The organism is Rhodopseudomonas palustris HaA2, from assembly GCF_000013365.1.
Taxonomy (GTDB): Bacteria; Pseudomonadota; Alphaproteobacteria; order Rhizobiales; family Xanthobacteraceae; genus Rhodopseudomonas; species Rhodopseudomonas palustris_J.
In genome coordinates this window covers 495,691-519,280 of sequence record NC_007778.1, presented here as the reverse complement: position 1 = coordinate 519,280, position 23,590 = coordinate 495,691, and the positions used below count along the sequence as shown (strand labels likewise).

Annotated in this window: 21 protein-coding genes and 1 tRNA gene; 9 read left to right on the top strand and 13 right to left on the bottom strand. The window is 65.9% G+C overall.

What is annotated here, in order from left to right:
• Positions 1-822 carry a hypothetical protein gene (locus tag RPB_RS02385; RefSeq protein ID WP_011439371.1) on the top strand — a complete coding sequence of 274 codons (822 nt, stop codon included), beginning with the start codon at positions 1-3 and terminating at the stop codon, positions 820-822.
• A gap of 3 nt (positions 823-825) precedes the next feature.
• Here RPB_RS02385 and lepA read toward each other — a convergent pair whose 3' ends face one another.
• Positions 826-2,637, bottom strand: a complete 1,812-nt coding sequence (gene lepA / locus RPB_RS02380) for a translation elongation factor 4 (protein ID WP_041797883.1) — start codon at positions 2,635-2,637, stop codon at positions 826-828.
• A gap of 143 nt (positions 2,638-2,780) precedes the next feature.
• Between lepA and RPB_RS02375 the strand changes: the two genes are divergently transcribed.
• Positions 2,781-4,322, top strand: coding sequence for a glycosyltransferase family 39 protein (locus tag RPB_RS02375; RefSeq protein WP_011439369.1), 1,542 nt, complete (start codon positions 2,781-2,783; stop codon positions 4,320-4,322).
• A gap of 155 nt (positions 4,323-4,477) precedes the next feature.
• Here RPB_RS02375 and RPB_RS02370 read toward each other — a convergent pair whose 3' ends face one another.
• The 5 genes from RPB_RS02370 to RPB_RS02350 form a co-directional block, all read right to left on the bottom strand.
• The gene (locus tag RPB_RS02370) at positions 4,478-4,804 is read right to left on the bottom strand and encodes an HPr family phosphocarrier protein (RefSeq protein WP_011439368.1); all 327 of its coding nucleotides are present in this window, start codon (positions 4,802-4,804) and stop codon (positions 4,478-4,480) included.
• Positions 4,801-5,202 carry a PTS sugar transporter subunit IIA gene (locus RPB_RS02365; RefSeq protein ID WP_011439367.1) on the bottom strand — a complete coding sequence of 134 codons (402 nt, stop codon included), beginning with the start codon at positions 5,200-5,202 and terminating at the stop codon, positions 4,801-4,803. Before RPB_RS02365 ends, RPB_RS02370 begins: the two co-directional genes overlap by 4 nt.
• A gap of 131 nt (positions 5,203-5,333) precedes the next feature.
• Complete coding sequence (locus tag RPB_RS02360; protein ID WP_011439366.1) at positions 5,334-5,861, bottom strand: HPr kinase/phosphorylase; 528 nt, start codon at positions 5,859-5,861, stop codon at positions 5,334-5,336.
• Positions 5,858-7,657: a sensor histidine kinase gene (locus RPB_RS02355; protein ID WP_011439365.1), complete on the bottom strand. Its 1,800-nt coding sequence runs from the start codon at positions 7,655-7,657 to the stop codon at positions 5,858-5,860. Before RPB_RS02355 ends, RPB_RS02360 begins: the two co-directional genes overlap by 4 nt.
• Before the next feature lie 152 nt (positions 7,658-7,809).
• Positions 7,810-8,511, bottom strand: a complete 702-nt coding sequence (locus RPB_RS02350) for a response regulator transcription factor (RefSeq protein ID WP_011439364.1) — start codon at positions 8,509-8,511, stop codon at positions 7,810-7,812.
• Between the two features lie 210 nt (positions 8,512-8,721).
• Between RPB_RS02350 and RPB_RS02345 the strand changes: the two genes are divergently transcribed.
• Both RPB_RS02345 and RPB_RS02340 read left to right on the top strand, forming a co-directional pair.
• Positions 8,722-9,456 carry a HugZ family protein gene (locus tag RPB_RS02345; RefSeq protein ID WP_011439363.1) on the top strand — a complete coding sequence of 245 codons (735 nt, stop codon included), beginning with the start codon at positions 8,722-8,724 and terminating at the stop codon, positions 9,454-9,456.
• Positions 9,457-9,643: 187 nt separating this feature from the next.
• On the top strand, positions 9,644-11,257 hold the full coding sequence (locus RPB_RS02340) for a phosphoenolpyruvate carboxykinase (RefSeq protein WP_011439362.1): 1,614 nt from the start codon (positions 9,644-9,646) through the stop codon (positions 11,255-11,257).
• A gap of 119 nt (positions 11,258-11,376) precedes the next feature.
• Here RPB_RS02340 and RPB_RS02335 read toward each other — a convergent pair whose 3' ends face one another.
• The 3 genes from RPB_RS02335 to RPB_RS02325 form a co-directional block, all read right to left on the bottom strand.
• Positions 11,377-12,252: a hypothetical protein gene (locus tag RPB_RS02335; RefSeq protein WP_011439361.1), complete on the bottom strand. Its 876-nt coding sequence runs from the start codon at positions 12,250-12,252 to the stop codon at positions 11,377-11,379.
• A gap of 263 nt (positions 12,253-12,515) precedes the next feature.
• Positions 12,516-13,658 (bottom strand): endonuclease/exonuclease/phosphatase family protein, encoded by a 1,143-nt coding sequence (locus RPB_RS02330; protein WP_011439360.1) that lies wholly within the window; start codon positions 13,656-13,658, stop codon positions 12,516-12,518.
• A gap of 177 nt (positions 13,659-13,835) precedes the next feature.
• Positions 13,836-14,639: a sulfite exporter TauE/SafE family protein gene (locus RPB_RS02325; RefSeq protein WP_011439359.1), complete on the bottom strand. Its 804-nt coding sequence runs from the start codon at positions 14,637-14,639 to the stop codon at positions 13,836-13,838.
• Positions 14,640-14,732: 93 nt separating this feature from the next.
• Here RPB_RS02325 and RPB_RS02320 point away from each other — a divergent pair, with 93 nt between their 5' ends.
• Both RPB_RS02320 and RPB_RS02315 read left to right on the top strand, forming a co-directional pair.
• A complete protein-coding gene (locus RPB_RS02320) occupies positions 14,733-15,659 on the top strand; it encodes an MBL fold metallo-hydrolase (RefSeq protein ID WP_011439358.1) in 927 nt (308 codons plus the stop codon).
• 108 nt (positions 15,660-15,767) lie between these two features.
• Positions 15,768-16,130: a hypothetical protein gene (locus RPB_RS02315; RefSeq protein WP_011439357.1), complete on the top strand. Its 363-nt coding sequence runs from the start codon at positions 15,768-15,770 to the stop codon at positions 16,128-16,130.
• 228 nt (positions 16,131-16,358) lie between these two features.
• Here RPB_RS02315 and rpoH read toward each other — a convergent pair whose 3' ends face one another.
• Complete coding sequence (gene rpoH / locus RPB_RS02310; protein ID WP_011439356.1) at positions 16,359-17,258, bottom strand: RNA polymerase sigma factor RpoH; 900 nt, start codon at positions 17,256-17,258, stop codon at positions 16,359-16,361.
• A 217-nt stretch (positions 17,259-17,475) separates the two neighbouring features.
• Entirely contained in the window at positions 17,476-18,477 is a 1,002-nt protein-coding gene (locus RPB_RS02305; RefSeq protein ID WP_245258298.1) for an RluA family pseudouridine synthase, read from the bottom strand.
• A 30-nt stretch (positions 18,478-18,507) separates the two neighbouring features.
• On the opposite strand from RPB_RS02305, the gene RPB_RS02300 reads away from it, so the two are divergent.
• The 3 genes from RPB_RS02300 to RPB_RS02290 all read left to right on the top strand — a co-directional run bounded on the left by RPB_RS02300 (position 18,508) and on the right by RPB_RS02290 (position 19,576).
• A complete protein-coding gene (locus tag RPB_RS02300; RefSeq protein ID WP_011439354.1) occupies positions 18,508-18,843 on the top strand; it encodes a hypothetical protein in 336 nt (111 codons plus the stop codon).
• Positions 18,844-19,163: 320 nt separating this feature from the next.
• Positions 19,164-19,238 (top strand) — tRNA-Glu (locus tag RPB_RS02295).
• An 89-nt stretch (positions 19,239-19,327) separates the two neighbouring features.
• A complete protein-coding gene (locus RPB_RS02290) occupies positions 19,328-19,576 on the top strand; it encodes a type II toxin-antitoxin system Phd/YefM family antitoxin (RefSeq protein WP_041797881.1) in 249 nt (82 codons plus the stop codon).
• A gap of 51 nt (positions 19,577-19,627) precedes the next feature.
• On the opposite strand, the gene RPB_RS02285 is transcribed toward RPB_RS02290, so the two are convergent.
• Positions 19,628-22,162: a sensor domain-containing protein gene (locus RPB_RS02285; RefSeq protein ID WP_011439352.1), complete on the bottom strand. Its 2,535-nt coding sequence runs from the start codon at positions 22,160-22,162 to the stop codon at positions 19,628-19,630.
• Positions 22,163-22,339: 177 nt separating this feature from the next.
• Positions 22,340-23,539, bottom strand: a complete 1,200-nt coding sequence (gene megL / locus RPB_RS02280; RefSeq protein ID WP_011439351.1) for a methionine gamma-lyase — start codon at positions 23,537-23,539, stop codon at positions 22,340-22,342.
• Positions 23,540-23,590: the final 51 nt, after the last annotated feature.

The window sequence follows — 23,590 nt, the reverse complement described above, 5'->3', positions numbered from 1 at the left end:
ATGGCGAAAGCCAAGACCCCCACAAGACGATTCTCGACGGACAAGACCGCCGTATCGGAAAATTCGATTCGTCGAGAGCTCGATTGGGCCGGCGATCGCAGCGTCGTCGAGAAGGGCTCTGCCACCGACAAGAAGAACTACGCAGAAGGCCTGTCGCGCGCGCTGTCGCAACGGTTCGCCGACGCCCTTCGGAAGTCGTTCGACGGAATTCTGCCGAACCCCGACGGCCTCGGCCAAGAGTCGAAAGCGCGAACCGGCAAGGGCCTGAAGAAGCTCGACGTGAACTACTCGACGGTCGAACTCGGATTGGGGCTCGGAGTCTCGATCAAGACGATCAATTTCCGCGACGCCAAGACCAAGCGTTATACGAAAAACTACACGCGCGTCGACAACGAGCTGAGAGCCGAAGCTGCGGACTACCACGAGCGGCAGCCGTATTCCGTACTTTGTGCGGTGGTCTTTATTCCGCTGGATGCCTGCAATGACGGAGGGACTGCGCCATCCAGTTTCGGACAGGCGGTTCAGATATTCCGCTATCGAGCCGGGCGAGAGAAGCCGGTCGACGATACGACTCTGTTCGAGAGGATATTGATCGGCCTGTATGATGCCGAGCCGGCGAGCTTTGGTGTCACCGGGTTCTTCGACGTGATGGACGCTCCGCCACGCACCGGACGTCCCTCCTCGCTGATGACCTTCGAACAGGCGATCGGCACGATCGTCGAAGCCTACGACGCGCGGAACAAATCAGCCTTCAAATGGGCCGAGGGCGACACTGAGATTCTTGCTGCGCCCGGGCGCGAAGATGACGACGACGAGGTCTGACCCTCAACTATCCACCTTCAGCGCCGCAATGAACGCCTCTTGCGGAATATCCACCTTGCCGAACTGGCGCATCTTCTTTTTGCCCTCCTTCTGTTTCTCCAGAAGTTTGCGTTTGCGGGTGATGTCGCCGCCGTAGCATTTGGCGGTGACGTCCTTGCGCAGGGCGCGGACGGTTTCGCGGGCGATGATCTTGCCGCCGATCGCCGCCTGGATCGGGATGACGAACATGTGCGGCGGGATCAGCTCCTTCATCTTCTCCACCATGGCGCGGCCGCGGCCTTCGGCGCGCGTCCTGTGCACCAGCATCGACAGCGCGTCGACCGGCTCGGCGTTGACGAGGATCTGCATCTTCACCAGATCGGCCGGCTTGTATTCGGTGAGGTGATAGTCGAACGAGGCGTAGCCCTTCGACACGCTCTTGAGGCGGTCGTAGAAATCGAACACCACTTCGTTGAGCGGCAGGTCGTATTTCACCATCGCGCGGGCGCCGACGTAAGTCAGCTCCTTCTGATTGCCGCGGCGGTCCTGGCACAGCTTCAGCACCGAGCCGAGATATTCGTCGGGCGTCAGAATCGTCGCTTCGATCCACGGCTCCTGGATTTCGGCGATCTTGACCACGTCCGGCATGTCGACCGGATTGTGGATCTCCATTTCGGTGCCGTCCGTCAGCGTCATCTTGTAGATGACGCTCGGCGCGGTCGCGATCAAATTGAGGTCGAATTCGCGGGACAGTCGCTCCTGGATGATCTCCAGGTGCAGCAACCCCAGGAAGCCGCAGCGGAAGCCGAAGCCGAGCGCGGCGGAGGTTTCCATTTCGAACGAGAACGAGGCGTCGTTGAGCCTGAGTTTGCCCATCGCGCCGCGCAGCGTCTCGAAATCGTCGGCGTCGACCGGGAACAGGCCGCAGAACACCACCGGGATCGCCGGCTTGAAGCCCGGCAGCATCTCGGTGATCGGTTTCCTGTCGTCCGTAATCGTGTCGCCGACTCTCGTGTCGGCGACTTCCTTGATCGCCGCGGTGATGAAGCCGATCTCGCCGGGGCCGAGTTCGTCGACCGAGGTCATCTTCGGGGTGAAGTAGCCGACGCGTTCCAGATCATAGGCGGCGTTGGTGCCCATCATCCGGATGCGCTGGCCCTTCTTCATCACGCCGTCGACGACGCGGACCAGCACCACGACGCCGAGATAGACGTCGTACCAGCTATCGACCAGCAGCGCCTTGAGCTGCGCGGAGCGGTCGCCTTGCGGCGGCGGCAGCCGGGTCACGATCGCCTCCAGCACGTCGGGCACGCCGAGGCCGGTCTTTGCCGAGATCATCACCGCGTCGGAGGCATCGAGCCCGATCACGTCCTCGATCTGCTGCTTGACCTTGTCGGGCTCGGCGGCCGGCAGATCGACCTTGTTGAGCACCGGCACGATCTCGTGGCCGGCGTCGAGCGCGTGATAGACATTGGCCAGCGTTTGCGCCTCGACGCCCTGCGAGGCGTCGACCACCAGCAGCGAACCCTCGCAGGCCGCCAGCGACCGCGACACTTCGTAGGCGAAGTCGACGTGGCCGGGCGTGTCCATCAGGTTGAAGATGTAGTCCTTGCCGTCCTTGGCGCGGTAGTTCAGGCGCACGGTCTGCGCCTTGATGGTGATGCCGCGCTCGCGCTCGATATCCATCGAATCGAGCACCTGCTCCTTGCCGGCCATTTCGCGGTCGGACATCCCGCCGGTGATCTGGATCAGCCGGTCGGCGAGCGTCGACTTGCCATGGTCGATATGGGCGACGATGGAGAAGTTGCGGATGTTGTCGATGGGGGCGGTGGTCATGGTCGCGAGATAGCACCGGGACTCCGGCGCGGCAAGGCGAAGGGCGCCCGCAACCGCCCGAAAAACCGCCGCTTTTGCCGTGCTTGACGGGGACGATCGAACCGGCTGATGTCCGCCGCGCATGCCTCGAACCCAGGGTCCGGATGACCTCGATCGCCACGTCCCGCGCCCGCCTGTCGCTGATCGCGCGCTGGATCGACGCCCTGCTCGATCCCAAACGGCAGGAGCGTACCGTCATCCTGTCGCTGGCGGTCTATGCGGCGATCTGGACCGCGTACCGCACCATCGCCACCTGGCCGCGCGACCTGCACGCCGACGAAACCGAGCTGTACGCCTGGTCGCAGCATCTGGCGTTCGGCACTGACAAGCATCCGCCGTTCTCGGCCTGGGTTGCACGCGCCTGGTTCAGTGTCGTGCCGGTGTCGGATCTGACGTTCCATCTGCTGGCCACCGTCAACATCGCCGTCACGCTGTACATCGCCTGGCGGACGATGCGGCGCTATATGACGGCCGAGAAGGCGCTGTTCGGGCTGGCGACACTGACGCTGATCCCGTTCTTCAATTTCATCGCGCTGAAATACAACGCCAATGCGGTGCTGCTGCCGCTGTGGGCGCTGACCATCCATGGTTTTCTGCGCGCGTTCGAACAGCGCGGCTGGCTGTGGCCGACGCTGGCGGGGGTGTTCGCCGGCGCGTCGATGCTGGGCAAATACTGGTCGATCGTGCTGGTCGGTTCGCTCGGGCTCGCCGCGCTGCTGGATCGGCGGCGGGCGCGGTTCTTCGCCTCCCCGGCGCCGTGGCTGATGATCGTCGCGGGCGGGCTGGTGCTGGCGCCGCATGTCGCCTGGCTGGTCGAGCACCGCTTCCCGACCTTTGCCTATGCGGCGGCGCGGGAAGCCGACGGCCTCGGGCACAATGCGCTCGACACGCTACGCTATCTCGCCGGCTGTGTCGGCTATGCGGCGCTGGCGCTGATCGCCACCTGGCTGCTGCTGCGGCCGTCGCGCGCGGCATTGATCGAGAGCGTCTGGCCGGCGGACCCGCAGCGCCGGCTGATCGTCACGATCCAGGTGCTGATGATCGTGGCGCCGGCGCCGGTGGCGCTCGTGACCGGCATCCGCATCGTGCCGCTGTGGACGATGCCGGCCTGGACGCTGCTGCCGATCGTGCTGCTGTCGTCGCCGCTGATCGCGGTCGGCCGCGACGCGCTGCGGCGGATGCTGATCGGGGCCGCGGCGCTGGCGCTGACGATCCTCGCCGCGGCGCCGGGCGTGGCGGTGGCGATCCACAGCAGCAGCCCGCCGGAGCCGTTCGAATACGCTTCCTTGCTCGCCGACGACATCGCGCGGGTCTGGCAGCGCCACACCGACAGGCCGATCGCACTGGTGGCGGGCGAAACCGTGCTGGCGCAGAACACCGCGTATTATCTGCGCACCGACAGCCGCGCCTTCGCGACCGCCGATCTGGCGACGCTGAAAGCCGACGCCGCCGCGCGCGGCGCGGCGCTGGTGTGCCCGGCGGCGGATCAGTCCTGCCTGTCGGTCGCCGAGCAGATCGTCGCGGCGCAGCCGCAGATCCTGCGCAGCAAGGTCTGGCTCAGCCGGCCGCTGCTCGGGATCGCCGGCGGCACGGTGCAGGACGTGTTCTTCCTGGTGCTGCCGCCATCAGCGACGGGGAAGACGTAGACGTCATCCTGAGGCGCGCGCGCAGCGAGCCTCGACGAATGGGCGGCACGCGCAGTCCCCGTGTCCGCATCCTTCGAGGCTCGCCCTGCGGGCGAGCGCCTCAGGATGACGGCGCAGCGGATGGCGGCGCGGAACGCGAGATTGACGGCTGAGGATTACTCGTCTTCGCCGAATTTGCTGGCCATCAGCTGGGCCAGCGCGTCGACGGCCTGCTGCGCCTCGGGGCCGGTCGCCGAGACGGTGACGGTGGTGCCGATCCCGGCGGCCAGCATCATCAGGCCCATGATCGAGGTGCCGCCGACGGTCTCGCCGTTGCGCGTCACGGTGACGTCGGCCTGGAACTTCTCGGCCATCTGCACGAATTTGGCGGAGGCCCGGGCGTGCAGGCCGCGCTTGTTGATGACGGGAATCTCCCGGGAGATTTTTCCGGCGGTGGTGCCCGCCTGTGCGTCTGTCGCGGGCTGGGGCACGTCTGCGGTCATTTTCCGGCCAGCACCCGGCTGGCGATGGTGACGTATTTGCGCCCGGCTTCCTGGGCGAGAGCGATCGCATCGGGCAAAGCGCGTTCCTCGCGGACCTTGGCCAGTTTCACCAGCATCGGCAGATTGATCCCGGCGAGCACTTCGACCTTGGGGCGGCTCATACAGGAGATCGCAAGGTTCGACGGCGTTCCGCCGAACATGTCGGTCAGAATCGCAACACCGTCACCACTGTCGACGCGATTCACCGCCTCGATGATGTCGCTGCGACACAGGTCGGCGTCATCTTCGGCGCCGATCGTGACGGCTTCGATTTGCTTTTGTGGCCCCATCACGTGTTCCAGCGCTGCCTTGAACTCGTCGGCAAGGCGCCCGTGGGTCACAAGTACTAGACCAATCATCGGAAACTCCTCGCGGGCGCTTCGTGGGTGCACCGCGCGAACGGGTCACTTTGACCATCCAGAGCCCCTATGCAAGGGGGTTTTCGCGATTCACCCTCGAAGACGGGGGCAAATCGGGAACCGGGGCGGGTCTATTCAGTGACGATTGTGTGGCTCATATGGTTACCAAAATCCTTCCGGCAATCATCCAACTGTGTCCCAGGTGCGATGGCGTCGCCGGTCGTCAGCGCCGCGACGACCAGTGGTAGCGGATCATAGCCGGGACCGACCGGCACCCGCGGCAATTCGACGCCCTCCAGCATCATACGCAACGCGGCCGCTTCGGGAAGGCGGGCGGCGTCCTCCGCGGCGAGGTCGACGACCAGGCCGACGACCGCCTCCGGGGCGGCCGGAACCCGGCGGAGGCCGAGGCCCCGGACCTCGATCATCCCCGCGAGACCCGGCACCGGGCGGACCCGCAGCCGGCCGTCGCGCTGTTCCAGAAAGACCCGATCGTCGCCGATCAGTTCCACCGGCGGGATCTGCCCCGCCCGTCCTGCGACGATCAGCCCGAAGGCGAGGCGGGATTTACCGGAGCCGGAGGGCCCGCGGATCAGCACCGCGCGGTCGCCGACCCGGACGGCGGAGGCGTGAATGCTGGGCGCGCCCGGCGCGGTCATGTCGACGGCAGCCGGACCACGAAGCGGGCGCCGGCGATGGTCGGCTCGCCCTCCGCATCGCGCGGGCCGGGGCGATTCTCGGCGCGGATTTTGCCACCATGGGCCTCGACGATCTGCCGGGAGATCGACAGGCCGAGCCCGGAATTCTGGCCGAAGCCCTGATGCGGCCGGTCGGTGTAGAAACGCTCGAAGATCTTGTCGAAGGCGTCGTCGCGGATGCCCGGGCCCTCGTCGTCGACCACGATCTCGATCTCGGTCTTGCGGCGGCGGCAGACGATCTGAACCTTGCCGCCCTCGCGGGAGAACGACTGCGCATTCGACAGCAGGTTGGAGATCACCTGGCCGAGCCGCGAATCATGGCCGGGCACCGAGAACGGCTCGTTCGGCGGTCCCTCGAACCGCACCTCGACCAGCGCATTGTTGCCGAGCCGGGTTTCGTTGGCGACCAAGGTCAGCGTCGTCAGCAGCCGGCGCAGATCGACCGGGGCGGCGTCCTGGCGCTGCAATTCGGCGTCGAGCCGGCTGGCGTCGGAGATGTCCGAGATCAGCCGGTCGAGCCGTTTGACGTCGTGCTCGATCACCGCGAGCAGCCGCGACCGGCTGTTGGCATTCTTGGCCAGCGGCAGCGTCTCGACCGCCGAACGCAGCGAGGTCAGCGGGTTCTTCAGTTCGTGCGAGACGTCGGCGGCGAAGCGCTCGATCGCCTCGATGCGGTTGTACAGCGAATCGGTCATCTCCCGCAGCGCGCCCGACAGATGCCCGATCTCGTCGCGCCTCGTGGTGAAATCCGGAATCTCGACGCGGGCGCGAATGCGGCGGCGGACCCGCTCGGCGGCGTCGGCGAGCCTGCGCACCGGACCCGCGATGGTCGAGGCCAGCAGCACCGACAGCACGAACATCACGATCGCCGCCAGCCCGAAGATCTTCAGGATCGCCAGCCGTTCGGCGGTCACCATCTGGTCGATGTCGTCGCCCTGGGTCGACAGCATCAAGGCGCCGTGAATGGCGCGGAAACGCTGCACCGGCACCGCGACCGAGACGATCACCTCGCCGCGGTCGTTGATCCGCACCATCGAGTTCTTCTGGCCCTTCAGCGAATCGGCGACCTCCTGATAGCCGTTGCCGTTCTCGGGCCCGAGTTCGCGATACAGCGGCAGATCGCCGCGATTGAACCAGGTGCGGATCGCGATCATCGCGCGCTCGACGAAGCCGGGCTTCTCCGCCGTCGGCGGCGGCAGGTCGAACCGCATCACGTCGCCGCGGCCGTACAGGCTGCGGCTGTCGAGAATCAGCACGCCATCGCGGTCATAGATGCGGGCCCTCGTCTTGGTCGGCGAGATCAGCCGCCGCAGCACCGGCGCGACGCGCTCGGGATTGATCGGGAAATCCAGCACCGCGTATTCGTCCGGCGGGCCGTAGGTCTCGCCGGGCTTGAGATCGAGCAGCCGGTCCGGATCGATGGTGATGGTGTTGGTTTCGACGGTGGCGGAGGCGGCGATCGCGCCGGCGATGATTTCGGCCTGCACCAGCAGGCTCTGCGCGCGGGCGTCGATCAGGCCGGCGCGGAACTGCGACAGATACAGAATGCTCGCCGACAGCGCCATCAGGCCGGCGAGGTTGAGCGACAGGATGCGCCGCGTCAGGCTGGAGAAGCTCAGCGTGAAAAAGAACTGCCCGGCACGCCGCACCCAGGCGAACGGCCGCTGCCACGGCCGGGCGCGGGTCGCGGTCTCGTCCTGCGCGGCGGCGTCGTCCCCGTCGCGGGCTTCCTGATCAGCCGCGGTGCGATCCAGCAATGGCCAAGCCTGCCCGATGATTGGCGATGAGCAATTGTCGTCGGCGCATGATCGTCTCCGAAAACCGGTATTCCCTTTTCGGGATCATGCGCGAGCATATCGCAATGCGGCGGCGGCGTCAGGCGCCGATGCGCTGCGGTCCGGCGTCCCGATCAGGTTTCCTTGAAGCGGTAGCCGACACCGTAGAGGGTTTCGATCATCTCGAAATCGTCGTCCACCACCTTGAACTTCTTGCGCAGCCGCTTGATGTGGCTGTCGATGGTGCGGTCGTCGACATAGACCTGATCGTCATAGGCGGCGTCCATCAGCGCGTTGCGGCTTTTCACCACGCCGGGCCGGGTCGCCAGCGCCTGCAGGATCAGGAATTCGGTGACGGTGAGCGTCACCGGCTCGTTCTTCCAGGTGCAGGTGTGACGCTCCGGGTCCATCCGCAGCAGGCCGCGGTCCAGCGCCTTGGCGTCGGTTTCCTTCGGCGCAGCAGCCGGATCCTTCGGCGCCGAGCGCCGCAGCACCGCTTTGACGCGCTCGACCAGCAGACGCTGCGAGAACGGTTTGCGGATGAAATCGTCGGCGCCCATCTTGAGGCCGAACAATTCGTCGATCTCCTCGTCCTTGGAGGTGAGGAAGATCACCGGCAGGTCGGACTTCTGCCGCAGCCGCCGCAGCGTTTCCATGCCGTCCATCCGCGGCATCTTGATATCGAGGATGGCGAGGTCGGGCGGCGAGGTGCGGAATCCGTCGAGCGCGGAAGCGCCATCCGTATAGGTCATGATCCGGTAGCCCTCGGCTTCCAGAGCGATCGAGACGGATGTGAGGATGTTGCGGTCGTCGTCGACCAAGGCGATTGTTGGCATGAAGCTCTTTCCGAAACGGCGTGGCGAGACCGCGAACGATTCGGCGATCCGTGGTTCAGGTTGCCCAAAAAGCACAGTCAACGAGCAATGCAAGCTGGGCTGAAATGTGGCCGGTTCCTAAATCTCGGGAACAGAGCGCAGGCGGGCATGATATAAGCCCGGTTTTCGGGCATAAAACCCCCATCCGGCAATGAATTGACGGAACTCGTGATGCAGCCCACGGCCGAATTCGATCCCGCGAAGGTCGCCAAATCGCTGTTGCGCCGCCGGCGGGAGGGGGCGCTGGCCACCCTGCTGCGCGACGGCGGCGCGCCGTATTGCTCGCTGGTCAACCTCGCCAGCGCGCCCGACGGCTCCCCGGTGCTGCTGATTTCCCGCCTGGCGGTGCACACCCGGAACCTGCTCGCGGACCCGCGGGTGTCGCTGATGCTCGACGAGCGCGCCGCGGGCGACCCGCTGGAGGGCGCCCGGATCATGCTGCAGGGCGTCGCATCCGCGGCCGCTCCGGCCGATCTTCCGCAGCTCCGCCGGCGCTATCTCGCCGCCCACCCGGGCGCGGCCGACTACATCGATTTTACCGATTTCGCGCTGTACCGCATCGAGACCAGCAGCGCGCATCTGGTGGCAGGCTTCGGCCGGATCGTCGATCTGGAGCCGTCGGCCTATCTGACCGATCTCGACGGCGCCGCCAGCCTGCTCGACGCCGAGGAGTCCGCGGTCGAACACATGAATGCGGATCATTTGGGCACGATGAATCTTTATGCGACCAGGCTGCTCGGCGCCGCATCGGATGACTGGCGCTGTAACGGCCTCGACCCCGAGGGGGTCGATCTCGCGGCCGGCCGGACCACCCTGCGGCTGTCGTTTCCGGAGCGGGTGACCACCCCCGCGGCGCTGCGGCACATGCTCAAGCGCATGGCAGACATCGCCCGCGAGACGGAATGACTTGAGCCAGCGCAATGTCATCCGGCGGTAAACCAAATACTGCCGCACGGGTTGGCAAAGCCGGGGTTCGCCACTATTCAGTCGCCCCACTGGACCTGGGCGGTATATATAGAAGTTTACCGCGGGCTGAAGCGCATTGGCGGCAATCGCGCGATCGGGACAACGCGGACTCGAGGAGGATTCATTCGTGCAAGAGACGGGCGTGCATAACGGTGCTCATGGCGCCGACAAATTCGGACTCAAAAATCTCAAGGGCGTCTACTGGAATTTCGCCGCGCCGCAGCTCTACGAGCATGCGCTGAAGAACGGCGAAGCGGTGCTGTCGGCCGACGGCGCGCTGTGCGCCGACACCGGCGAATTCACCGGCCGCAGCCCGAAGGACAAGTTCACGGTCCGCGACGCCACCACCGAGACCACGATGTGGTGGGGTGGCAATCAGTCGATCACCGCCGAGCAGTTCGAGACGCTGTATCAGGACTTCCTCAAGCACGCCGAAGGCATGACGCTGTTCGCGCAGGATCTGTACGGCGGCGCCGATCCGTCGTTCCAGATCAAGACCCGCGTGTTCACCGAACTCGCCTGGCACTCGCTGTTCATCCGCACCCTGCTGCGCCGTCCCGACCGCGCCGCGCTGGAGAGCTTCGTTCCCGAGCTGACGCTGATCGATCTGCCGAGCTTCCGCGCCGATCCGAAGCGCCACGGCTGCCGCTCCGAGAACGTCGTGGCGATCGATTTCGCCCGCAAGATCGTGCTGATCGGTGGCACCCAATACGCCGGCGAAATGAAGAAGAGCGTGTTCACCACGCTGAACTACTATCTGCCCGAGAAGGGCGTGATGCCGATGCACTGCTCGGCCAATGTCGGCCCGCAGGGCGACACCGCGATCTTCTTCGGCCTGTCCGGCACCGGCAAGACCACGCTGTCGGCCGACCCGAACCGCACGCTGATCGGCGACGACGAGCACGGCTGGGGCAAGGACGGCGTCTTCAACTTCGAAGGCGGCTGCTACGCCAAATGCATCAAGCTGTCGCCGGAAGCCGAGCCCGAGATCTTCGCGGCGTCGTCGCGGTTCGGCGCGGTACTGGAAAACGTCGTGCTCGACGAGATCACCCGCAAGCCGGATTTCGACGACGGCTCCAAGACCGAGAACACCCGGTCCGCCTATCCGCTGGAATCGATCCCGAACGCGTCGCTGACCGGCCGCGCCGGCCAGCCGAAGAACGTGGTGATGCTCGCCGCCGACGCCTTCGGCGTGATGCCGCCGATCGCCAAGCTGACCCCGGCGCAGGCGATGTATCACTTCCTGTCCGGCTACACCGCCAAGGTCGCCGGCACCGAGCGCGGCGTCACCGAGCCCGAGCCGGAATTCTCGACCTGCTTCGGCTCGCCGTTCCTGCCGCGCGATCCGTCGGTCTACGGCAACATGCTGCGCGAACTGATCGCCAAGCACGATGTCGATTGCTGGCTGGTCAACACCGGCTGGACCGGCGGCATCTACGGCACCGGCCACCGCATGCCGATCAAGGTCACCCGCGCGCTGCTGACCGCGGCGCTCGACGGTAGCTTGCGCAACGTCGAATTCCGCACCGATCCGTATTTCGGCTTCGCGGTGCCGACGTCGCTGCATGGCGTGCCGAGCGACATCCTCGACCCGGTCAAGACCTGGGCCGACAAGGCCGCGTTCGATGCGACGGCGCGAAAACTGGTCGGCATGTTCCAGAAGAACTTCGCCAAGTTTGAAGCCCAGGTCGACGCCGACGTCCGCGCCGCCGCGCCGGACGTCAAGATGGCGGCCGAGTAACTTCGAACGCCTCGGCTGGATCGAAGCGACATCGCGAATCAAAAAGGGCGGCCCATCATCGGGCCGCCCTTTTCCTTGGCGGGCTGGCGCACCGAGCGCCGGAGCGCCCGGTCGGATGGCTACTTCAGCGAAGCCATCTTGCCGGTCGCGACGTTCAGCACCGAGCCGTCCTCGAGGCTGATCCGATAGATTTCGCGCAGCACGTTGCCGGCGAAGCCCAGCTCGACGATCGAGACGCTCTTGAAGGAGGTGGGGATTCCGTCCGGGAGGATCTGGTTGAACTCCTTCGCCGCCTGGTTCATCTGCGCCTGCAGCTCAGGGGTGAATTTCGCCATGCTGTAGACCAGCGTGTTGTGCGGGTTGTGCGAGCGCAATTCCTTGCCGTCCTTGACGACATTGACGCCGCTGACGCCGACGGTGCGGACCAGATCCTTGGCGGCATCGCTCATCACCGCATAGACCGGACCGGTGCAACGCGGCAGCGGTCCGTCGCGGAGCGGCGCCAGCGCCGCCGTGGCGGCGGTATTGAACGCCATCATCTCCTCGAAGCTCTTGCCTTCCTTGACGATGCCGAGGTCGAGCCACCACGGATGGCCGGCGCCCTTGGCGGCTTCGGTGGTGTAGAAAGTCTTCAGCGTGACGTCGAGGACCGGCGGCAGCTTGGGCAGCGCCGCGAGCATCTTCTCGGGCGTGGCCGGATCGGCATTGTGGATGTGCACCACCGTGACGTGCGGAATGTTGTGCATCTGCGCTTCGGTGTCGAGCTTCGCATTCAGGAGCTTTTCCTTCAGCGGGCCCCTGATGGTCGCATCGAGAACGTCGTTGACGGTCTTGGGCAGCGTGTAGACCAGTCCGAAGGTCCGCGCATGGTCGCGGAATTCGGATTTCGCCAGCGCGCCGTTGTCGATGGCGCCGTCGGCCGCAGCCGCGACGGTGACCGACGCCGCCACAGCGAGCAGAGCGGAAACGAACGAAGTCAGCATGGTGTTGCGCATGAAGGAGGGAGCCTTTCGCTGGATTTCGGAGCATGCGGAGACGTGCAGACGCACTGCTGCGCCTGATCGACTGCGCCTGATCGACTTGCGGCGGCCGATCTGCGTCGACCCGCCGATCAAACATCGCGGAACCCAAGATTAGCCGTGCAACATGACAGTGATGTTTAGTCCGGCAACCCGGCCTGAGGCGCTCTGTCGCAGAGCGCCTGGCCGCATCGCGCCGCGGCGGTCGGCGGGGACGACGGTCGGGGTGGTGCCGCCGCTTATTCGGCCGGTGCCTTGCGGGCTTTCTTCGCTACCTTCTTGGCTACCTTCTTGGTGGTCTTCTTCTTCGCCGTTGTCGCCGCGCCGCCGGCCGCGGTCTCGCCGCTGTGCTCTCTGGCGAGCGACTTCAGATAGAGGTCGGTCTTGTCGACGTCGAACTCGGTCCACATGATCAGATGGTCCGACATCTGATAGGTGCGCCAGGTGTTGAATGCCGCCTTCGGCGGCATCACGTCCTTGTAGAGCTTGGGATCGTTGAAGACGTATTTGTAGAAGTCGAACACGCCGGCGCTGATCGCCTTGATGCCGCGGGTCTCCTTGAAGAACGCGATCTGGTCGTAGAACTTGTCCTGGGCGACGTTGCTGCCCTTGGTCTGGCGCAGCAGCGGTTCGGGGATCACGAACTTGTTCTCGGTCAGCGCCTGGAAGGTCGCGTCCTCACGGCCGAAGATGTTGAAGTCGCCGAGCAGCACCAGATTCTCCGGCGAGTAGTCCGCCGAGGTCTCCAGATTGACGTAGCTCTTGGCCTTGTCGGCGAGCAGCTTGGCGGTGAGGTCGATCTCCTCGATGCGTTTCGGGTCGTCCTTCTTGCCTTCGCCGTAGTAGATGTGAACGGTGCACAGATTGAACTTCGCCCAGCCCGACTGGAAGCCGCAGAGGAACGGCGTCCGCGCGATCTGCGCCACCAGTTCGGTGGCCGCCTTGCTGGGCAGCACCAGCTCGCCGGCGAGCCCGGTGAATCGCACCCGCGAGCGGTTGAACACGAAGGCGAGCCGCTCGCCATTGCCGGCATCGGCGAACGAGACGTCGGTGTAGATGTAGTCCCAGTCGCGGCCGAGCAGCCGCATCACCCGTTTCAGCGCCACCAGATCCTGCCGCACCTCCTGCACCGCAACCAGGTCGAACCGGCTGATACATTCGGCGATGCAATACAGCGCATCGTCGATCCGGCCGCGAAACTTGTTGCCGCCGAATTCGCGGATGTTCCAGGTCGCGAGCAGGAAATTGCCGGGCCCCTTCGGCGGCAATTGCCTGAGGCCGGCGCGAAGCGCGGTGAGGCTGTCGACGGTTCGGGCGCGATCGGCGTCGGTCTGGCGGCGCTGCTCGGCGCCGCTGCGCGGGCGCAAGCCGGTGTAGTCCATGAAATCCTCCCTTGGTGCTGAAAGGAGGAAGTCTATAGCGTTTTCGAGCGAAGTGGATACCGGTTCGCGTGAAGAAAACGCGTCAAATCAAGAATCTGGAGCTCCGGTTCTGATTCGATCAGAACCGGAAAAGCCCTTGAGCCGCATCGATGACGGTCGCAAGACCGCCGCTTGGTATCAGGACAGGAAGACCATCACGCCGCGGGCGCAGACATACAGCCCGACGATCACCACGACGGCGGAGAACACCGCGCGCAGCGCCTTGTCGTGGGTGCCGATCAGTTTGCCGGCGCCGATGCCGATCAGGCCGCCGGCGAGGCCACCGCCGATGAAGAAGCCGGCGAGCCGCCAGTCGATCAGTCCGGACAGCGCGTAGCTCGCCGCGGTGGACGCGCCGAACGCGAACACCGCGACCAGCGAGCTGCCGATCGCGTAAGTCAGCGGCATGCCGGTGGCGAGGATCAGCCCGGGCACGATCAGGAAGCCGCCGCCGATGCCGAAGAAGCCGGCGAGCACGCCGACGCCGAAGCCGGTGCCGATCAGCTTCGGCAGCATCGCCTTCGCGGTCGCCATCGTCAGCCGGATGGTCGGGTCGCCGCCGCCGGCGCGGCCGCGCGACATCAGCACCCCGATCACGATCATCAGGACGCCGAACAGCACCAGCAATTGCTGGCCGTCGATCTGCTTGGCGACGCTGGAGCCGGCGAACGCGCCGCCGATCCCGGCCGCGGAGAACACCAGCGCGCAAGCCCAGCGCACATGGCCGGCGGCCCAGTGGCTCAGCATGTTGGCGAGCGCCGAGATCGCCACCGCGATCGCGCTGGTGCCGATCGCCACATGCGGCGAGCGCACGCCGACCACATAGACCAGCAGCGGCACCGCCAGCACCGAGCCGCCGCCGCCGATCAGCGCCAGAATGAACCCGACCAGCCCGCCGCTGGCGACGGTGATGAGGTCGGCGGAGGTGATTCCCGTCAGCATGAAATTCTACAAATCGGCGCTTGCACGGGTGGGATATGCTAATAGATAGGCTTGGGGCGCAACAGCCATTCTACCGGATCAGGGAAATTGCTCGTGACCAGCCCTTCTTCGCCGCAGATCCCCTCGCAGGTCTCCTCGCCGCGGATTCGCGCGTTTTTCGACGCGCCGACCAACACCATCAGCTATCTGGTGTCGGACCCCGCCACCCGCCGCGCCGCGGTGATCGATCCGGTGCTCGACTATGATCACCGCGACGGTTCCGTCGACGTGCGCTCGGCCGATGCGATCCTGCAGGCCGCCCGGGACGACGGCCTGACGATCGACTGGGTGCTGGAAACCCACGCCCATGCCGACCACCTCTCCGGTGCGCCCTACATCAAGGCCAAGACCGGGGCGCGGATCGGCATCGGCGAGCACATCAAGGATGTGCAGCGGATTTTCCGGCCGATGTTCAACGCCGACGATCTGCGCACCGACGGCAGCGATTTCGATCATCTGTTCAAGGACGGCGAGCGGTTTTCGATCGGCGATCTGCCGGTCGAGGTGCTGCACACGCCGGGGCACACGCCCGCCGACATCGCCTACCGGATCGGCGACGACGCGGTGTTCGTCGGCGACACGCTGTTCATGCCGGATTACGGCACGGCGCGGGCGGATTTCCCCGGTGGCGACGCGCACCAGCTCTATCGCTCGATCCAGAAGCTGCTGGCGCTGCCGCCGCAGACCCGGCTGTTCATGTGCCACGACTACAAGGCGCCCGGCCGCGACGACTATGCGTGGGAGACCACCGTGCAGGCGCAGCGCGACGGCAATGTGCATCTGCGCGGCGGCGTCAGCGAGCAGCAATTCGTCGACATGCGCAACGCCCGCGACGCCACGCTGAGCGCGCCGACGCTGCTGCTGCCGTCGATCCAGGTCAACATCCGCGCCGGCCGCTTCCCCAAGGCGCAGCAGAACGGCGTGCATTATCTGCTGCTGCCGGTGCATGCCCGCCCCGGCGCCGAGGCGGGGCTGAGCTGAGCCGCCCGGCTCGGCTGTACGCGGCCGATCGGACAACCCTTAACGCGGCGTTAACCGGCGCTGGTGTGAAGTGTTGCTGAATATTTTTCGCGCGGCAGGGAGCTGGCGATGGCTGACATCATGAGCGTTCTGGCCTCGGGCTATACGGCCGCGGGGCTGCTGAACCCGTCGAAGACGCCCTACGTCAATGTCGACGCCAAGCTCTATGAAGGCACCTGGAGCGGCACCTATTCGAACACCAAGAAGTTCGCCATCACGGTGTCGAATGTGCAGGGCTTTCGCGCCCAGGTGAAATATCAGAGCGAAGGCACCATCAAGTATCAGACCGTGCTGATCAAGGACGGCTCGTTCCGGATCGGCGACAGCAAGTTCACGCTCGGCAGCAACGGCAGCGCCTCGATCCGCACCGCGATCACCGATCCGGTCACCAGCCAGACCAGCCTCATCACCGGCACCGCCAAGCGCGACTGAGCCGCGCGGCATTCCCGTTTCCTTCGTCATGGCCGGGCTCGTCCCGGCCATCCACGTTTTGATCCGTTGCAGGGCCTCAAGACCGTGGATGCCCGCGACGAGCGCGGGCATGACGGGTTTTTGGTTCCGGCGCTGAACGCGCCGCGACGACGAAGCTCCATCAGACAAACAAAAACCCCGCCGGGATGCGGCGGGGTTTGTCGTTGCAGGGCGCTTGGCGCGGCGGCGTCAGTGGGCGGCTTCGAGCGCCGCCTGTTCCTGACGCGCGATGGTGCCCTTGACGGCGCTCTGCACCTTCTCGAAGGCACGCACCTCGATCTGGCGGACGCGCTCGCGCGAGACGCCGAACTCGGCGGCGAGGTCTTCCAGCGTCATCGGCTCGTCGGCGAGGCGGCGCGCCTCGAAGATCCGCCGTTCGCGCGGGTTGAGCACGCCGATCGCACCGTTCAGCGCGGCGCGGCGATGATCGAGCTCCTCGTGCTCGGCCATCACGGCTTCCTGATTCGGCGACTGGTCGACCAGCCAGTCCTGCCATTCGCCGGGCTCGCCGTCGTCGCGGATCGGGGCGTTGAGCGACGCGTCGCCACCGAGGCGGCGATTCATGTCGATCACGTCCTGCTCGGTGACGCCGAGCCGCTTGGCGATCAGCTTGACCTGGTCGGGGTGCATATCACCCTCGTCCAGCGCCGAGATCTTGCTCTTCGCCTTGCGCAGATTGAAGAACAGCTTCTTCTGGTTCGCGGTGGTGCCCATCTTCACGAGCGACCACGAACGCAGGATGTATTCTTGAATCGACGCCTTGATCCACCACATCGCGTAGGTGGCGAGGCGGAAGCCTTTGTCCGGCTCGAACCGCTTCACCGCCTGCATCAGGCCGACATTGCCTTCCGAGACGACCTCGGAGATCGGCAGGCCGTAGCCGCGATAGCCCATGGCGATCTTGGCGACGAGCCGCAGATGGCTGGTGACGAGGTGATGCGCGGCGTCGCGATCATCGTGCTCGCGCCAGCGCTTGGCGAACATGTATTCCTGTTGCGGCTCGAGCATCGGGAACTTGCGGATTTCCGCGAGATACCGAGCGAGTCCGGATTCACCGTTGAGAACGGGTAGCGTAGCTGCACGGGCCATCAGCGCCCTCCAGTGGTTTCAAGCCCCCGCCATCGGGCGGCCTGGCAGACAGGTCGCTCTGCTAAAGCCGACCGGGCTGCGATGTTCCGCGTTGGCTCATCCAACGCATCCGCAATATACACGAGATTAGTCGCGCGAGTTTAGTTACAGTCTTGTCACTTGGCCGTGACGCCGTAACAACGCGCTGAAATGCTTACCGTTTTCTGACCGAACTGCGTCATTCCGTCGCCGAAAGCGCGGCTTTCAGGCGCGCCAGATCGGCCGGCAGGCCGGATTCCCAGGCCATGACCTCTCCCGACGACGGGTGCTCTAATACCAGCAGATAGGCATGCAATGCCTGACGGCCGAGATCCGCCAGCGCGGCGCGGGCGGCCGGGCTGAGCTGGCTGGCCTTGGTTTTGAAGTGCGGTCCGTAGACGTCGTCGCCGAGCAGCGGGTGGCCGAGATGGGCCAGATGCACGCGAATCTGGTGGGTGCGGCCGGTCTCCAGCTGGCAGGCGATCAGCGACACGATCTCGCCGCCGCTGCGCCCGGTGAAGGTTTCCAGCACCTCCCAATGGGTGATCGCCTCGCGGCCGCCGTCGCGCACCGCCATCTTCTCGCGGGCATAGGGATGGCGGTCGATCGGCGCCTCGATGGTGCCGCGGGCGCGGTTCGGCACGCCCCAGACGAAGGCGTAATAGCCGCGGCGCAGCTCGCCGGTGCGGCCGTGATCGGCGAATTGCGCGCTCAAGGATTGATGCGCCCGATCATTCTTTGCCGCCACCATCAGCCCGGTGGTGTCCTTGTCGAGCCGGTGCACGATCCCCGGCCGCCGCACCCCGCCGATGCCGGACAGTGATTCGCCGCAATGCGCGATCAAAGCGTTGACCAGGGTTCCGGTCTCGTGACCGGCGGCGGGATGCACCACCAGGCCGCGGGGCTTGTTGATGACGATGATGTCGTCGTCCTCGTGCACAATCTCCAGCGCGATCGCCTCGCCTTCCGGCTCCGGCGCCACCGGGGGCGGCACGTCGATTGTGATCGTCTCGCCCGGGCTCGCATGATAAGCGGGGTCGCGCACCGCGCTGCCGGCGATCGCGACGCGGCCGTCCAGGATCAGGACCTTCAGCCGCGACCGCGACAATGCGGGGCAGCGCGTGGCCAGCACCCGGTCGAGGCGCGATGAGCCCTCGTCGCCGGCGACGACCACTTCCAGCAGATGTTGCGAATCGTTCACGACCGAGCCTTCCAGAAAACCGAGTATTGCATGACCGAAACCGCCCTGCCCGAACCGACCCCCGAACAGGCCGCGCTGTTTGCGCGGGTGCGGCGGATGATGATGATCGCGGGCCTGACCACGGCGCTGGCGCTCGCGGCGGTTCTCATCGCCATCGGCTATAAGCTTTTCCGCGCCGAGGGAAGCGCCCCGGTCGCCGCCGAGCAGACGCTGCGGCTGCCGAAGGGCGCCAAAGTCGTCTCCACCGGCACCGCCGGCGACCACATCGTCGTCACCCTCGACGTCGGCGGCGCCACCGAAATCCGCACCTTCGACGCCCGGACGATGAAACCCGCCGGACGGCTGACGTTCGCGACCGAGCCGTAGGGCGGGGACCCCGCCGGTCACGCGATTCCATATACGCCTGACAAGGCCGGACGCTGCAGGCCCGGATCTCGTCCTGACGAGCGCGGCAAAGCCCGCAGGGCGCCGCCGCGCATCTCGAAGGACGAGATGCCTCGCGTTACGCGATGCGCTGCCCCACCAAAGTCGTCATGGCCGGGCTTGACCCGGCCATCCACGGCCACCCGTGCGGCCATTGATTTAAAGGATGGATGCCCGGGTCGAGCCCGGGCATGACGGATTCGGAAAAGGCCGCCCCCGATCTTGCAGCCGAGCCGTTTCGCCGCTATTGCTCTGGCCCTCACGCTCCCTTCGTCTAGCGGTTAGGACGCGGCCCTCTCAAGGCTGAAACAGGGGTTCGATTCCCCTAGGGAGCGCCATTTCTCGCCTGCAACAGAGCGAGGCGCCATCAATCCTATTGGTATTTTCACCAGGCAGATTCGTGGCTCGCACAATTCGGAAATCCGGCGTGAAGCAAGTTCCGCTGTCCGAGGTGAAGGACGATCTGTCGCGCTATCTGCGCGAAGCCGAGACGCGGGAGATCGTGATCACGCGTCACGGCAAGCCGGCGGGTGTGCTGATCGGATTCGAATCAGAGGACGCCTGGTTCGACTATCGTCTCGAAAACGATCCGCGATTTCAGCAGCGCATCGAGCAGGCACGGAGCAGCCTGAAGGAGGGCCGCGGGGTCCGGATCGAGGACGTCGAAACGGACTGACCGCCCGGCCGCTCGCGGTTCATGCTATCTATCAGACGCGCACGCCTCGAACTAAGCGCGCCTCGCCTTCATCCCCTCGGCGTCCCGCTCGATCCCCGCCGCCACCAGCGGCGCCTGATCGGCCGTGATCGGCGGGGAGAACACGTACCCCTGCACGAAATCGCAGTCGAACCCGGTGAGCAGGTCGACCTCCGCGGCGAGTTCGGCGCCTTCGGCCACGACGCTCATGCCGAGGCCGTGCGACAGCGCGATGATGCCGCCGAGCAGTTTGCGTTTCTCCGGCACGGTGGCGATGCCGTCGACGAAGGACCGGTCGATCTTCAGGCAGTTGAACGGCAGACGCGTCAGATAGCCGAGCGACGAATAGCCGGAGCCGAAATCATCGAGCGCCAGCTGGATGCCGAGCTTCGACAACGCCGCAAGCGTACTGCTGACCTTCTGCTTGGTATGGTCGACGAACAGATTCTCGGTCAGCTCCAGGCAGAGCAGCTCTGCAGGCAAGCCGGTCTCTGCAAGCACAGCAGCCACCACCGCCTCGAAATCCCCGTTCCAGATCTGCGCCGGCGACACGTTCACCGACATCGACCGCGGCGGCAATCCGGCGTCCAGCCAGGCGCGCATCTGCCTGCAGGCATCGCGCAAGACCCAATGGCCGAGTTGAACGATGAGGCCGGTGCTTTCCGCAACCGGAATGAACTCCGACGGCGAGATCGGCCCGCGCTCGGGATGACTCCAGCGCAGCAGTGCCTCGAAGCCGCTGACCCGGCCGGTCTTCAGGTCGATCTGCGGCTGGTAGTGCGTCGTCAGGCCGCCGCTCTCGACGGCCTGGCGCAGGCGCCGGCCGAGGTCGAGCCTTTGGTCGACCGCCTCGGCATAGATCGGCTCGAACAGCTGCGCCCGGCCGCGTCCGGCCTCTTTGGCCATGTAGAGCGCGAGGTCGGCGTTGCGCGAGGCTTTCTCCGCGGTCGCGCCGTGCTCGGGCAGGATGGCGACACCGATGGTGGCGCCGATGCAGGCCTCGCCTTCGGCGAGTTCGACCGGGACCGATAGTTTGGCGATCAATCGATCCGCAAGGGCGATCGGATCGTCGGCAGACGCACATTGGCCGTTCGTCAGCACCGCGAACTCATCGCCGCCGATCCGGGCGATGAACGCTTGCGGATCCAGCTCCTGCCTCAAGACGCTCGCCACATGAATCAGCAAGCTGTCGCCGGTGGAATGACCGAGCGAATCATTGACCTCCTTGAAGCGATCGAGGTCGATCAACAACAGCGCGTTGCGTCCGTCGCCCGAGATCGGCTGCTCGAACAGACCGGCGAGCTTGCGCTTGAACAGCGCGCGATTGGCGAGCCCGGTCAGCGGATCGGTGTAGGCGAGCAGTTCCAGCCGGCGCTCGGCTTCCTTGCGATCGGTGACGTCCTGCGCGGTGCCGATCAGACCGACGACCTTGCCGTCGCGGATTTCGGCCTTGCAGATGATCGCCATGTCGCGCGGCGTGCCGTCACCATGCAGGATGCGGATGTCGGCGGCTTCCGTGGTGCCGGTGCGGACGACGCGCTTCTGGATCTCCAGCATCCGTTCGGCGGCGTCGTCGAGAAAATACGCTTTGGTGCCGTCGTAAGTCGGATCGAACGCCGCCGGGTCCAGGCCGAGAAGGTGATAGAGTTCGGGCGACCAGACGGTGCGGCCGGTGTCCAGCCGGTGATTCCAGGTGCCGATTCGGCCCAGCCGTTGCGCCTCTTCGAGGGCGCGGGTGCGCTGATCGAGCAAGGCGCGCGCGACCTCGAGCTGGGTGATATCGCTCGCCGTGCCGCGATAGCCGAGGAAGCTGCCGTCATCGGCGAAGATCGGCTTGCCGCTGGTGCAGATGCTGATCCGCGACCCATCGCTCCCGATCGATGTGTAGACGAAGTCGCGGAACGGGCGCTGGGCCTCCATGTCGGCTTTGTGCCGGGCCATGGCGTCTTGTTCGTCGGGCGCATAGGACAGCTCCCATCGCGCCTTTCCGCCGGACGCGACGGTTTGCAGGGCGGCGTTGCCATCGATCAGGTCCGGATGGGGAAGCAGCCGATGGTCGGGGCCCGTCTCCCAGCACCAGTCGGACGCGGTGCCGACGAAATCCGCCAGCCGCTGTTCGCTCTCGGCCAGTCGCCGATGAGCGGACGTCTCCGGCGTGACGTCCCGAACCGCGCCGAAGACGCGCTGGACCCGGCCGCTGGCGTCGAATTCCGCTTCGCCGTGCACGACGCAATCGAGCTGACGGCCATCGGACGTGACGAGCTTCGTCTCCACCGCGAAGGGCCGCCCCTCCGCCCAGCATGCTGCATAGTGGACGTGCAGGACATCGCGGCTGTCGGCCAGCCGACGCTGCTGCATCGCATCAACCGGAACCGATCCCTTCGACGTCTGGAAATCGAACAGCGATGCGAACTCGGGTGAAATCCAGAAATCGGTCGCGGCGGCGCTGTACGATTCCCAATAGCCGATGCGGGCCATCCTCATCGCTCGGCGCAGCGACCACTCCTGATGCCACCCCCGCGCTTCGCGTGCGTGAGGCTGCCGCAATGACGCTCTCTGAACGGTCATCTGTCCCCAGCCAAGACGAACGCGCGCACTCATCCAATCTGCTTGGTACCATGCTGCGACCGGGTCGCAGAGCGGCAAGTGTCAACCGGGTCGGAGCGTTCGCCATCGTGGTATAGTTTTGGTGAAGCCGGACGCAGGTTCCGAGCCGGATACTTCAACGCCTGCGTGTATCGGCGCTCACAACGCCCCCAGCAGATCCCCCCGCAAATCCTCGTAGTCCTCCAGCCCCACCGAGATCCGGATCAGCCCGTCGGTGAACCCGTGCCGGGCGCGTTCGTCGGGGTCGTAGGTGGCGTGCGTCATGCTGGCGGGGTGCTGGATCAGGGTTTCGGCGTCGCCGAGGCTGACCGCGCGGGTCGCGATCTTCACGTTGTCCATCAGCGCGCGGCCGGCTGGTAGTCCGCCTTTCAGTTCCAGCGCGATCATGCCGCCCATCTGGCGCATCTGCCTTTGCGCGAGTGCGTGCTGCGGATGGCTGTCGAGGCCCGGATAGTACACAGCCGCCACCGCCGGATGGGCCTCGAGGTCGCGCGCGAGTTTTGCGGCGGTGGCGCTGTGGCGGTCCATCCGCAGCGTCAGCGTCTTCAGCCCGCGCAGGATCAGAAAGGCGTCGAACGCCGAGATGCAGGCGCCGTTGAGTTCCTTGATGCCGGTGAAGCGCAGCCGGTCGATGATCTCCTGCGACGCCACCACGGCGCCGGCCAGCAGATCGCCATGGCCGCCGAGATATTTGGTCGCCGAATGGGTGACGATATCGGCGCCGAGTTCGAGCGGGCGCTGCAGATACGGCGTGCAATAGGTGTTGTCGACGACGAACAGCGCGCCGGCGCGGCGGGTGATCGCCGCGATGGCGGCGATATCGACCACCCGCATGTTCGGATTCGACGGCGTCTCGGTGAACACCATCCTGGTCGCCGGGCTCAGCGCCGCCTCCAGGCCGGCCGGATCGGTGAGGTCGGCGAACCGCACCCGGATGCCGAAGCGCGGCAGATGATGCTCGAACAGGCCGAAGGTGCAGCCATACAGCATCTGGTCGGCGACGATCTCGTCGCCGCTGGCGAGCAGCGTCCAGACCAAAGCGGTCAGCGCGCCGACGCCCGAGGAGGTGGCGAGCGCCGCTTCGCCGCCTTCCAGCTCGGCCAGCCGCCGCTCCAGCACCGCGACGGTGGGGTTGCCGACCCGGCCATAGATGAAGCCCTCGGCCTCGCCGGCGAACCGCGCCGCGCCCTCGGCGGCGCTGTCGAACGCATAGGTCGAGGTCAGGAACACCGGCGGGTTGAGGCTGCCGAGATGCGCCTGCGGGTCGTAGCCATGGTGGATGGCGCGGGTTGCGAAGCCGAGACTGTTCGGGAGATGGCGGTTGGACAGATCGCTCATGGCAGGCTCCTTTGCCGCCAGTATGGCGTGAGTCCGCCTGCCAATGTTGCC